Source organism: Microbacterium sp. UBA837, assembly GCF_002296025.1.
Taxonomy (GTDB): Bacteria; Actinomycetota; Actinomycetes; order Actinomycetales; family Microbacteriaceae; genus Microbacterium.
Genome location: NZ_DBHD01000158.1, coordinates 31,811 through 43,643, shown reverse-complemented (window position 1 = coordinate 43,643; position 11,833 = coordinate 31,811). Strand labels below are relative to the sequence as shown.

Genomic DNA, 11,833 nt, shown 5'->3' with positions numbered 1-11,833 from the left:
GTGAACAGCGCAGCCGCGGCATCCGCGTCTCGCGTCTCCCACGCCTTCCGGTAGTCATCCAGCCACCTCTGGACCTGCTCGGTCGTCACGATCTTCCCCTTTCGCCACTCCATACCTCACGGTGCAGTATCACTGCACACCCTGTCGCGCTGGAACGGTCGGCGCAAGTGCAGGAGGTCGCCGGGCCACGCGACAGCCTCGGCGCGGAAGCTCCGCACCGGAATCGTGCGTCGAGATCGCCAAACCTGCGTCAGTAGACTGATCGCACCCGCGGGAGTGGTGAAATTGGCAGACACGCAGGATTTAGGTTCCTGTGCCTTCGGGCGTGTGGGTTCAAGTCCCACCTTCCGCACGCGAGGCATCCTGCCGCGCCCTTGACCGCCGACACCGACGGAACGCACGTGCACCCACTGGCTCTCATCCCCTGGCTCGACCCCGAGACGATCATTTCCGCGGCGGGCCCGTGGGCGCTACTAGTGGTGTGCCTGATCATCTTCGCCGAAACGGGGCTGCTCGTCGGGTTCCTCTTCCCCGGCGACACTCTGCTCATCATCTCGGGACTGCTGACCCACACCAACGACGTGTTCGGCGTCAACATCTGGGTCGTGTGTTCGCTGATCGCGCTCGCCGCATTCATCGGGGGCGAGGTCGGCTACTACATCGGACACAAGGGCGGTCCCGCAGTGTTCGAACGCAAGGAATCCGGGATCTTCAGTAAGCGCAACGTCGAGCGAACCAACGCGTTCTTCGAACGCTTCGGCGGAATCACCGTCATCCTCGCCCGTTTCGTCCCGATCGTGCGCACCTTCGCTCCCGTCGCCGCAGGGGTAGGACACATGCCGTGGCGCAGATACACGCTCTACAACCTCATCGGCGCGCTGCTGTGGGGCTTCGGACTCACCATGGTGGGCTACCTCATCGCGTACATCCCGTGGGTGCGTGACCTCGTCACGGAATACATCGACATCATCTTGCTGGTCGCCGTCGGTGGTACCGCCCTGGTGGTGGCGTACCACTACTTCAGCGAGAAGTGGAAGTCTCGCAAAGAAGCCGCGTCAGGCGAGAAGCTCGAGACGGATGCCGCCGAAGCGCGCGAACTGGCTCTGGAGCCCGAGGTGTTCGACAACCGCCCCGAGGACTCCCAGTAAGGCTCGGTCTCCGCTCAGCCGGACTTCTTCTGCTTGCCCGAGCCACTCTCGCGGGCGGCGCGTGAGCGCTCGACGCTTGCGCGCAGCGCCTCCATGAGGTCGATGACCTCGCCGCCCTGCTCCTCCGGCTGCTCGCCGAACGTTTCGGCAGTGTCGATCGCGTCGCCCTTCTCGAGCTTGGCGTCGATGAGGGTCCGCAACTCGTGCTGGTATTCGTCGACGAAGTCGGCGGGGTCGAAGTCGCCCGAGAAGCTCTCGACGAGGGATGCCGACAGCTCGAGTTCCTTCTCGGAGATCTTCACTGACTCGCTGAGCGACGGGAAGGCAGCCTCCCGCACCTCGTCTGCCCACAACAGTGTCTGCAGCACGAGGACATCGCCGCGCACCCGCAGCGCCGCCAGGCGCGTCTTCTGACGCAACGAGAACCGCACGATCGCGGTGCGATCCGTCTGCTCCAGCGTCTTGCGCAACAGCACATACGCTTTCGGCGACTTGGAGTCGGGTTCGAGGTAGTACGCCTTGTCGAGCGTCAAGACATCCACCTGCTCGGTCGGCACGAACTCGACGACCTCGATCTCGCGGCTGCGCTCGGAAGGAAGCGCCGCGAAATCCTCTTTCGTGAGGATGACGGTCTTCTCGCCGTCGTCGTAGGCCCGGTCGATCTCGCTGTACGGCACGACTTCGCCGTCGAGTTCGCACACGCGCTGATAGCGGATGCGGCCCCCGTCGGCGGCATGGACCTGATGCAGCGACACATCGTGGTCCTCGGTCGCGGCATAGACCTTCACCGGGACGTTGACCAGTCCGAATGTCAACGCGCCTTTCCAGATGGACCTCATCACACCAGTACACACGTTCGCGGCGCCCGGTGCCAGCATCCGACCCGTCTCAGGCACCGCGGGCTAGCCTGGGCCCATGGCGGGTCGGGAGCAGACTGTGCAGGTGCAGGGGCACCGGCTGCGCCTGACCAATCTCGACAAGGTGCTGTATCCGGCAACCGGTACGACCAAGGGCGAGGTCATCGATTACTACAGCCGCATCGCCCCCGCGATCCTGCCGCTTCTCGCGGGACGACCCGTAACCAGAAAGCGCTGGCCCGACGGTGTGGGCGATGCGGAGCATCCGGGCATGTCGTTCTTCACGAAAGACCTCGAGCGCGGCGCGCCCGAGTGGCTCCCCCGGATGCCGATCGAGCACTCCTCGGGCACGAAGACCTACCCGCTCATCGATTCGCAGGCGGCGCTCGTGTGGCTCGGGCAGGTTGCGAGCCTCGAACTCCACGTTCCACAATGGCGTTTTGGGCCGGACGGCTCCCCTGCGAGCCCGGATCGGCTGGTCCTGGACCTCGATCCGGGACCCGGTATCGGGCTGGCCGAGTGCGCCGAGGTTGCGCGGCTCGTGCGAGAGATCCTGCGCGGGATGTCGCTCGAGAGCATCCCTGTCACCAGCGGCAGCAAGGGGATCCATCTCTATGCGCCGCTTCCCGGGACGCTCACGAGCGAAGCCGCCTCGAACCTGGCGCGGGAGTTGGCGCGGGCGCTCGAGGCTGATCATCCGGATCTCGTCGTGAGTTCGATGTCCAAGGCGGTGCGTGCGGGAAAAGTCTTCTTGGACTGGAGTCAGAACAACGGCAAGAAGACCACGATCAGCCCGTACTCGCTGCGAGGACGTGAGCATCCGACCGTCGCGGCTCCCCGAACCTGGGACGAACTGGAAGATCCGCAACTGCGCCACCTGCTGTTCTCGGAGGTTCTCGAGCGCGCAGCCGCGGGGATCGCACCCTTCTTCGGCACCTCGACGCCGGCCGCCTTGGACCGCTACCGCGAGAAGCGCGATGCTGCGAGAACGCCGGAGCCGGTTCCGGATGCCGGATCCCGGCCGGCCGCCCGCGGCGACGGTGATCCGCCACGCTTCGTCGTGCAGGAACATCACGCCTCGCGGCTGCACTTCGACCTGCGTCTGGAGCGGGACGGAGTGTTGGTCAGTTGGGCGGTCCCGCGCGGGATCCCCGAGACACCCGACCGCAACAACCTCGCGGTGATGACCGAGGATCACCCGATCGAATACCTGACTTTTCACGGCACGATCCCCCAGGGCGAGTACGGCGCCGGAACCATGACGGTGTGGGACACGGGCACGTATGAGACCGAGAAATGGCGCGCCGACGAGGTCATCTTCCGCGCCCACGGCGCCCCGGGTGGGGCGATGGATGACGTGCGGTTCGCGCTCATCCGCACCGCGGGCGACGGCGAGAAGTCGCAGTGGCTCCTCCACCGGATGAAGGATGCAGCCGCCGGTCAGGCAGGTTCGCGGCGCTCGGTCGGATCCACTGGCCGGTCCCGCGCTCAGGCGCGTCCGGCGCGAGAAGACGCCGGCAACGCCGCGGGCACCGCCCCGATGCTGGCCACCATGTCGACGCCGGGGCTTGCCGCCGGCGCAATCAGCCGCTGGGGCGGGGAGCCCTGGGTGGAGATGAAATGGGACGGCATCCGCGCAGTCGGGATCTGGGACGGGACCACCCTCACGCTCCGCGCCCGCAGCGGCAACGACATGACGGCGACCTATCCGGACCTGCACGATGCCGCGCTGGGCGAGGCGCCGTGCGTGGTCGACGGCGAAATCGTCGCTCTGGACGAGAACGGTAGGCCGAGCTTTGCGCTGCTGCAGAAGCGAATGAACCTCGCGAATTCTGCCGAGATCGTGCGCGAGGCCGCGCGCACGCCGGTGAAGTACTACCTGTTCGACCTGCTCCAGATCGACGGGCAGGATGCCACGGCGCTGTCGTTGCGCGATCGACGCGCCCTGCTGGAGCGTCTTGCCGACGGCGCGGGCGAGCGCGTCACGGTCCCACCGGTGTTCGACGATCTGGATGCGACGCTCGACGCCGCGCGCGGGGCAGACCTCGAGGGCGTCGTCGTCAAGAACCCCGGCTCGCGCTACCGGCCCGGCGAGCGCTCGCCCGACTGGCTCAAGATCAAGCTCACCCGCACCCAGGATGTCGTCATCGGCGGCATCCGTCCCGGGCAGGGGGGCAGGTCCGGTGCCATCGGATCGCTTCTGGTGGGCATCCCGGGTGAAAGCGGTCTGCAGTATGCGGGGCGCGTAGGAACAGGCTTCACGGATGCCGCGCTTGCGACTCTGGCGCGCCTGCTCGCCCCTCTCGGAATTGACGAGAACCCTTTCGCCGACGTACCGGCGGCCGACGCGCGCGATGCGATCTGGGTGAAGCCGGAGCTGGTCGGCGAGGTCGAGTTCGCCGAGTTCACGCCCGGCGGCATCTTGCGTCACGCTCGCTGGCGCGGGCTGCGGCCCGACCGCTCCCCCGACACCGTCGTCCGGGAGGGCACGTCCTAGGCGTGAGTGGCGTCGCCCGAATCGACGTGGCCGGCGGGCTCGAGCTGGAAGGTTGAGTGCTCGACGTCGAAGTGTGAGGCAAGGCATGTCTGCAGGCGCGAGAGGATTTCGCCCGAGCGTCCAGCGGCGATGGCATGGGGATCGATGACGACGTGAGCGGTGAAGACGGGAGCTCCGCGGGTGAGCTGCCACACGTGGATGTCATGCACGGCCACGACGTCATCTGTCGAGAGGATGTGTTCCCGAATGTCGGCAACGTGCGTTCCTTTCGGCGCCGACTCCGACAGGACGTGGAACACTTCGCGGAGCAACCCGACTGCGCGCGGCACGATGAGAGCCGCGATCAGCAGCGACGCAACGGCATCCGCTGCCTGCCACCCCGTCAGCAGCACGACGATCGCTGCGACGATGACCAGCGCCGAACCCAGCAGATCGCCGAGGACCTCGAGGTAGGCGCCGCGGACATTGATGCTCGTACGTTGCGCGGCAGAAAGCAGCCACATCGCCGCGGCGTTGGCAAGAAGTCCGACGATCGCGACGATCAGCATGATGCCGCCGCGCACCTCGGCCTCACCCGGGTCGAGCAGGCGCTGGATCGCCTCGACGACGATCCACGCTGACAGGCCGATCAGCAGGACGGCGTTGATCAAGGCGCCGAAAACCTCGGCCCGTTGGTAGCCGTAGGTCTGCCGGTCGGTAGCCGGCCGAGCCGCGACGATGCTCGCGATGAGCGCGATCACGAGGGCCGCGGTGTCCGTGAGCATGTGGACGGAATCGGCCAGCAAAGCGAGCGAGCCGCTCAGGAACGCACCGACAACCTGGACGACCAGAACGACGGAGGTGATCGTGAGCGAGGCAGTCAGGAGGCGACGGTTGCTCGCGCCACGGATGCCGGGAGCGTGATCATGCACGGCACCCAGCGTAGGGGCGAGAGAAGCCCGCGGCGGCGCTCTGCGCCCAATCGGGAACGAGTCTGATTCTCGCTTCCGGGACGTGTGTCAGAGCGCCGACAACAGCGGCGCGAGGGCGATGAACGCTTGGGCGCGGTGCGACGCTGCGGTCTTCTCCTCGGGGCTCCACTGGCCTACCGTGCGCTCCGCGCCCGCTTCCTGGCCGTCGGGGATGAAGATCGGGTCGTAACCGAACCCGCCGTCGCCGCGCGGTTCGGTGGCAAGGCGCCCGTGCCAGCGCCCCTCCACCACATGCTCCATGGCGAAGGCGGTCGACCCCGGTTCGGGGACGACCAGCGCGATGGTCGACACGAAGGATGCCTTCCGGTGCGGGTCCGCGATGTCGGAGAGCTGATCCAGCAGCAGACGCATGTTCGCGACGGCATCCTTCTTGTGGCCCGCCCAGTACGCCGAGAAAATCCCCGGCGCGCCGCCCATCACGCTGACGGCAATGCCGGAGTCATCGGCGAGCGCTGCAAGCCCGGTGTGGCGGGCAGCTGCCCGCGCCTTGATCAGGGCGTTCTCGGCGAAGTTGACGCCATCCTCGACGGGCTCGGGTCCGTCGTAGCCGATGACGTGCAGGTCGGGGCGGGTCGCCGCGACGATCCGGCCGAACTCGGCGACCTTGTGGGGATTGTGGGTTGCCAGGACGATCTGCTGCGGCATCCGGTCACTCACCCGAAGCGAGGGTGTCGGTCTGAATGTCACGCAGGGTCGCGCAGCCTGACAGCCCCAGCTCGAGAAGCGCATCGAGCTCCCGCTTGTCGAAGGGCGCACCCTCGGCAGTGCCCTGCACCTCGACGAACAACCCGCGCCCCGTCACCACGACGTTCATGTCGGTCTCGGCGCGGACGTCCTCGACGTAGGCCAGGTCGAGCATCGGCTCACCGTCGATGATGCCGACCGAGACGGCAGCCACCGAGTCGAGCAGCACCTGCGATTTCTGACCGATGAACTTCTTGCGCCGCCCCCATTCGATGGCATCGGCGAGCGCCACGTAGGCCCCCGTGATGGCGGCGGTTCGGGTTCCTCCGTCGGCCTGCAGCACGTCGCAGTCGATCACGATCGTGTTCTCACCGAGCGCCTTCGTATCGACCACTGCCCGCAGCGCCCGGCCGATCAGGCGAGAGATCTCGTGTGTGCGGCCACCGATCTTGCCCTTGACGCTTTCGCGGTCGTTGCGATCGTTGGTGGCCCGAGGCAGCATCGCGTACTCGGCGGTAACCCAGCCCTTGCCCTTGCCGGTGAGCCAGCGCGGCACACCGTTGGTGAAGGATGCCGTGCACAGCACGCGGGTTCCGCCGAAGCTGATCAGCGCTGATCCCTCTGCCTGGGTGGACCAGCCTCGTTCGATCGTGACAGGACGCAACTGGTCGATGGTGCGACCGTCAGCGCGGGTGATCTCGCTCATGCGGGTTCTCTTTCCGGGTCGGTGCTCCGCGTCGGGCGAAGCGGCGGTCAGTGCGGCAGGTCAGGGCCGCAGGTCGATGGCTCCGGTCTGCACGAGGCGCACGTCTCGCACCTCGCGGCCCATGAGCCGGTGGGCAAGGCGCACGAACTCGTCAGCCGAATCACCGGTTGCTTCGTACGTGTGGGTTGCAGCAGCATCCGTTGCCGCCAACAGATCCCGACTCACGAGCTGCCGGTACACGTCATTAGCCGTCTCGGTGTCGCTGGAGACGAGTGAGACATCCGGTCCCATCACATAGCTGATGGCACCCTTCAGGAACGGGTAGTGAGTGCAACCGAGCACGAGCGTGTCGACGCCGGAGTGCCGCAGCGGCGCAAGGTATTCCTCGGCGACGGCCAGCACCTCGGGCGTGTCGGTTTCGCCAGCCTCGACGAACTCGACGAAGCGCGGACACGCCTGCGCGAACACCGTGAGGCGGTCATTTACCTCGAGCATGTCTTGGTACGCGCGCGAGCCGATCGTGCCGCTGGTGCCGATGACCCCGATCCGCCCCGACCGGGTCGTCGACATCGCCGTCCGGACGGCAGGCCCGATCACCTCGACGACGGGGACGTCGTAGCGTTCGCGCGCATCGCGCAGTACCGCGGCGGACGCGGTGTTGCAGGCGATCACGAGCATCTTCACGCCCTGCGCGACGAGGGTGTCGAGCACCTCGAGCGAGTACCGACGCACATCGGCGATGGGCTTGGGTCCGTAGGGCGAATGGGCAGTGTCACCGATGTATAGCAGCGACTCGCGAGGCAGCTGATCGGAGATGGCCCGTGCCACGGTGAGCCCGCCGACACCGGAGTCGAAGATCCCGATCGGCGCGTTGTTCACGGTGCACCAGCCTACGCCAGCGCTCGTCTCCCAGCCGCCGGGCGGCGGAGTGGGATGGATGCCGCGGCGGCCGCTTCACTAGGCTGACGCGCATGACAGCATCCGTCAGCACGGCACTGCTCACCGACCGGTACGAACTGACGATGCTCGATGCGGCCCTCCACGACGGCACCGCCTCGCGCCGCTGCGTGTTCGACGTCTTCGCGCGACGCCTGCCCGGCGGCCGCCGGTTCGGCGTCGTGGCGGGCACTGGGCGGCTGCTGAGCCTGTTGCGCGACTTCCGGTTCGGCGACGACGAGCTGCGTTTCCTGCGCGACGAGCGGGTCGTGGATGCCCAGACCCTGCGCTTTCTCGAGGAGTACCGCTTCACGGGGTCGATTCACGGGTACCGGGAGGGCGAGCTGTACTTCCCGGGGTCGCCGTTGCTGACGATCGAGGGCACCTTTGCTGAGGCGGTCATTCTGGAGACCCTTGCCCTGAGCGTCCTGAACTACGACTCCGCGGTAGCTGCCGCGGCGGCACGCATGAGCATCGCCGCCGGTGACCGGCCCCTCGCCGAGATGGGCTCACGGCGCACCGGCGAATGGTCGGCCGTCGCTGCCGCGCGGGCGGCATTCATTGCGGGATTCGGCGCGACGAGCAATCTGGAGGCCGGGCGCCGGTGGGGCATCCCGACCATGGGTACTGCAGCGCACAGCTGGACGCTGCTCCACGACACCGAAGCCGACGCGTTCGCGGCGCAACTGCGGGCCCTCGGCGACCAGACCACACTTCTCATCGATACGTACGACATCGAGACGGGCGTGGACACAGCGATCAGGGTCGCCGGAACGGGGCTGGGCGGGGTGCGGATCGATTCGGGGGACCTCCCGATCGTCGCGGCGCAGGTCCGGCGGCAACTCGATTCCCTGGGTGCTCACGACACGCGCATCACCGTCACAAGCGACCTTGACGAGTTTGCGATCGCCGCGCTGGCGGCATCCCCGGTGGACGCGTACGGCGTCGGTACGGCGCTGGCCACCGGTTCGGGCTCGCCGACGGCGGGCCTGGTCTACAAGCTCGTGGCACGCCAGGATGCCGCCGGTGCGTGGATCCCGGTGGCGAAGACCTCGACCGCCAAGGCGTCGCTGGGCGGGCGGAAGACGGCTTTCCGAATCCTCGAGCACGGAATCGCCCGCGAGGAACTCATCGTCGTCACCGAAGGCTTCGAGCACACCGAAACGCCGACGCCGCCGTCGAACGCCCGCGCCCTGCAGGTTCCGCTCGTCGCCCACGGCGAGATCGATGCAGCAGCCGAGGGACCCGGCGGAGTCAGCGCCGCCCGTGAACACCACGCACGCGTACGGGCCGAACTCCCTCTGACGGCTCTCGCGCTCAGCCGCTCGGAGCCCGCCCTCGAGACCGCCTACCAGACGGGCTGACTACGTGAGCGGGTGGGCTCAGTTCTTCATCCGCTCGTAGATCTCTTTGCACGTCGGGCACACCGGAAACTTCTCGGGGTCGCGCCCGGGGGTCCACTTTTTGCCGCAGAGCGCCTTGACCGGCTTGCCGGTCAGAGCCGACTCGAGGATCTTGTCCTTCTTGACGTAGTGCGAGAACCGCTCGTGGTCCCCGGGTTCGACGGTCTCTTCGCGAAGGAGCTCTTCGAGCTCGCGATCGAGGGTCGCAAGTCCGCCCTGGTCGGGGCTGTCCAGCGGAGTGCTCATGGACAGTCAGTGTAGTCCGGGCATCCGGCCGCGGCTCGGGTTCTCGCGGCTCGAATGCCGCAGGAACAGCCGTTTCAGGTGGGCCGTCAGGATGCCTCGGCGAACTCCATGATCCGCCCGGTTCGTCGGGTGAAGACCGCTGCCCCGATGGCGACGCCCAACACGAGCACGACAAGACCGGTAGCAACCCCCACCCACAGGGCAAGCGAGGCCGCCTCGATCGTGCGCGTGAGCGCGAGCCAGGTCCACCACAGGCTCGGTGCTGACACGGCGAGCGCGCCGATCATCACGAGGGCTTGGGGCACAGCTCCACTCGACCCGGTGCGCTGCGGCTGCTGGAACGGGCTCTCGCCCGGAGGTGTGACGGGGTAAGGCGACGCCGCCGAGGCGATACTCGACAGGCCGAGCCCCGAGAAGAACAGCGACGCGCACACGCCGACGATCGCCGGCGCGATCGCCCATCGCCCATGGAGGGCGACAGAAATCGGGATGCCGATGGCCAGCACGGGGATGGCGATGACCAGGATCGGAACGAGGCGCCCGACGCGGTCGGGCAAGCCCCGCAGGCCGCTCGCTACATGCATCCAGATCGCCGTCGAGTCGTACGCGAGATCGTTGTGGGGCAACCAGCCGAAGAAGAGCGCGACGAACAGGATCGGCACGAGCGCCGCGACGTTCGCGGGGACCCCCGCGATCAGGAGCGGCACGACAGTGGCCACCGCTGCGACGGGGATCACGAGTGTGTTCACGAGGTAGCGCCTGTCGCGCAGCCAATACACCAGGCTCCGAGCTGCGACGGCTCCCCCGGGGGTCCCCGGGACGACGCTGAACCAACCGAGTCCGCCCCGCTCGCGCGTGGTCAGGGGCTTTTCGATGCTCGAGAGGAAGTGACGCACCAGCGCGAGCCACGCAAACCCCAGCGCGACAACGGTTGCCAGAGCGATGATCAGGGCGAGAACGCCGGATGCGTCGCCCCGCGTGAACAACAGTGGGAACGCCCACGCAGCGCCGATGGGAGTGAAGCTCAGGATGTCGACGACCTGCTGCAACGGGCCAGGAACGGTGCCGCGCCAATCGAGGGACGCCAGGAAGACGCCCACCGGGACGACGATGACCAGTACCGCGACCAGAAGAAGGCCGGAAAGTTCTCGCGAGCGGCGATCACCGAAGATGATGCCGGCAACCCCGAGCGCGACGCGGGCAAACAGTACGCACGTCGCCACCCCAATCACAACGGCGATGATCGCCGCACCGACGGTGGCTCCGGCGGCGACCCAGACAACAGCCGCACACACCGCGAGGGCGGCCAGGCCCAGGACGGGGACGCTGAACAGCCCCGCGAGCGCGAGCGCTCCCGCGAGAGGCTCGGGAGCCAGGGCGAAGACACGGAATCGACGCGGATCGAGCGGATCGGTCACCGCGGAAACGATGGGCGCCACGGCGAAGGCGAGCGTGAGGGTCGCACCGCAGAAGATGGTGATGGCCCCGACAGCTGCGGTCGAGGACTCTTGTACGCGCAGCAGCGACCAGCAGGCGGCAACCGTCGCCGCCAGCAACAGCAGCGCACCGACGATTCCTCGCGTGACCTTCTGCGGATCTCCCCGGAAAGCACCCAGCAGCAGCGCGATCCTCAGTCGGAGAACGTGTGCAACCACTCGAGGCCCTCCAGCTCGCCCGCCCCGCCGACGAGTTCGACGAACCGCTCTTCCAAGCTGACCTCGCCACGCACCTCGTCGATCGTGCCCTCTGCCACCAGGGAACCGGCGACGATCACGGCGACGCGCGAGCACACCCGCTCGACGAGCTCCATCCCGTGGCTGGAGAGGATCACTGTCCCGCCGTGCGCGACGTACGCCTGCAAGATGTCGAGAATCGCCGCGCTCGAGACCGGATCGACGGCTTCGAACGGTTCGTCGAGCACCAGGACGCGGGGCGAGTGGATGAGAGCACCGGCGAGCATGATCTTCTTGGACATGCCCGCCGAGTAATCCGACACGACCCGGCCGAGCGACTCTGTCAGATCGAACGCGCGGGCAAGGTCGATGGTGCGCCGCTCGACCTCGGCCGGCGGGAGGCCCCGCAGTGCGCCGTAGTAGTAGAGCAGCTGGCGGCCGGTCAGCCGGTCGAAGGTGCGGAACCGGTCAGGAAGCACACCCATGAGGCGCTTGGCTGCGACGGGCTTGGCCGCGGCATCCACGCCCGCGATCGTGATGTCGCCCGAATCGGCGCGGAGCAGGCCCGCGATGATCGACAGGGTCGTCGTTTTCCCCGCCCCGTTGGGCCCCACGATCCCATAGAAGCTGCCGACGGGGACCTCGAGGCTGATCCCGTCCAGCGCCTGCAGATCTCCGAATGACTTCCGGATGCCGCGCAGCACCAGCGCCG

11 protein-coding genes and 1 tRNA gene are annotated in these 11,833 nt (G+C 67.5%); 4 read left to right on the top strand and 8 right to left on the bottom strand.

Going from position 1 to position 11,833, the window contains the following annotated elements; translation table 11 throughout:
- Positions 1 to 270: 270 nt before the first annotated feature.
- Positions 271 to 352: transfer RNA gene (locus B3587_RS11705), tRNA-Leu, on the top strand.
- 49 nt (positions 353 to 401) lie between these two features.
- Complete coding sequence (locus B3587_RS11700) at positions 402 to 1,148, top strand: DedA family protein (RefSeq protein ID WP_228177189.1); 747 nt, start codon at positions 402 to 404, stop codon at positions 1,146 to 1,148.
- 14 nt (positions 1,149 to 1,162) lie between these two features.
- On the opposite strand, the gene B3587_RS11695 is transcribed toward B3587_RS11700, so the two are convergent.
- Positions 1,163 to 1,987 carry a Ku protein gene (locus B3587_RS11695; protein ID WP_292728829.1) on the bottom strand — a complete coding sequence of 275 codons (825 nt, stop codon included), beginning with the start codon at positions 1,985 to 1,987 and terminating at the stop codon, positions 1,163 to 1,165.
- Between the two features lie 76 nt (positions 1,988 to 2,063).
- Here B3587_RS11695 and B3587_RS11690 point away from each other — a divergent pair, with 76 nt between their 5' ends.
- Complete coding sequence (locus B3587_RS11690) at positions 2,064 to 4,502, top strand: ATP-dependent DNA ligase (protein WP_292728827.1); 2,439 nt, start codon at positions 2,064 to 2,066, stop codon at positions 4,500 to 4,502.
- Here B3587_RS11690 and B3587_RS11685 read toward each other — a convergent pair.
- The 4 genes from B3587_RS11685 to murI form a co-directional block, all read right to left on the bottom strand.
- Positions 4,499 to 5,413, bottom strand: a complete 915-nt coding sequence (locus tag B3587_RS11685) for a cation diffusion facilitator family transporter (protein ID WP_292728824.1) — start codon at positions 5,411 to 5,413, stop codon at positions 4,499 to 4,501. The two genes, B3587_RS11690 and B3587_RS11685, sit on opposite strands and share 4 nt — an antisense overlap.
- A gap of 87 nt (positions 5,414 to 5,500) precedes the next feature.
- Positions 5,501 to 6,118, bottom strand: a complete 618-nt coding sequence (locus tag B3587_RS11680; RefSeq protein WP_292728833.1) for a non-canonical purine NTP pyrophosphatase — start codon at positions 6,116 to 6,118, stop codon at positions 5,501 to 5,503.
- A 4-nt stretch (positions 6,119 to 6,122) separates the two neighbouring features.
- A complete protein-coding gene (gene rph / locus B3587_RS11675) occupies positions 6,123 to 6,863 on the bottom strand; it encodes a ribonuclease PH (RefSeq protein ID WP_292728822.1) in 741 nt (246 codons plus the stop codon).
- Between the two features lie 60 nt (positions 6,864 to 6,923).
- Positions 6,924 to 7,742 carry a glutamate racemase gene (gene murI, locus B3587_RS11670; protein WP_228177138.1) on the bottom strand — a complete coding sequence of 273 codons (819 nt, stop codon included), beginning with the start codon at positions 7,740 to 7,742 and terminating at the stop codon, positions 6,924 to 6,926.
- A 92-nt stretch (positions 7,743 to 7,834) separates the two neighbouring features.
- On the opposite strand from murI, the gene B3587_RS11665 reads away from it, so the two are divergent.
- Positions 7,835 to 9,163, top strand: coding sequence for a nicotinate phosphoribosyltransferase (locus tag B3587_RS11665; protein ID WP_228177137.1), 1,329 nt, complete (start codon positions 7,835 to 7,837; stop codon positions 9,161 to 9,163).
- A gap of 18 nt (positions 9,164 to 9,181) precedes the next feature.
- On the opposite strand, the gene B3587_RS11660 is transcribed toward B3587_RS11665, so the two are convergent.
- The 3 genes from B3587_RS11660 to B3587_RS11650 all read right to left on the bottom strand — a co-directional run.
- The gene (locus tag B3587_RS11660) at positions 9,182 to 9,448 is read right to left on the bottom strand and encodes a DUF3039 domain-containing protein (RefSeq protein ID WP_228177136.1); all 267 of its coding nucleotides are present in this window, start codon (positions 9,446 to 9,448) and stop codon (positions 9,182 to 9,184) included.
- 86 nt (positions 9,449 to 9,534) lie between these two features.
- A complete protein-coding gene (locus B3587_RS11655; RefSeq protein ID WP_228177135.1) occupies positions 9,535 to 11,103 on the bottom strand; it encodes a hypothetical protein in 1,569 nt (522 codons plus the stop codon).
- The coding region (locus B3587_RS11650; protein WP_292728817.1) for an ABC transporter ATP-binding protein at positions 11,079 to 11,833 on the bottom strand (755 nt) is incomplete at its 5' end. The genes B3587_RS11655 and B3587_RS11650, both read right to left, overlap by 25 nt.

Bases quoted from the DNA above. Each gene is read 5' to 3' on its own strand.
- B3587_RS11695 (WP_292728829.1), bottom strand. From the start codon at position 1,987: ATGAGGTCCATCTGGAAAGGCGCGTTGACATTCGGACTGGTCAACGTC.
- B3587_RS11660 (WP_228177136.1), bottom strand. From the start codon at position 9,448: ATGAGCACTCCGCTGGACAGCCCCGACCAGGGCGGACTTGCGACCCTC.
- B3587_RS11665 (WP_228177137.1), top strand. From the start codon at position 7,835: ATGACAGCATCCGTCAGCACGGCACTGCTCACCGACCGGTACGAACTG.
- rph (WP_292728822.1), bottom strand. From the start codon at position 6,863: ATGAGCGAGATCACCCGCGCTGACGGTCGCACCATCGACCAGTTGCGT.
- B3587_RS11680 (WP_292728833.1), bottom strand. From the start codon at position 6,118: ATGCCGCAGCAGATCGTCCTGGCAACCCACAATCCCCACAAGGTCGCC.
- B3587_RS11690 (WP_292728827.1), top strand. From the start codon at position 2,064: ATGGCGGGTCGGGAGCAGACTGTGCAGGTGCAGGGGCACCGGCTGCGC.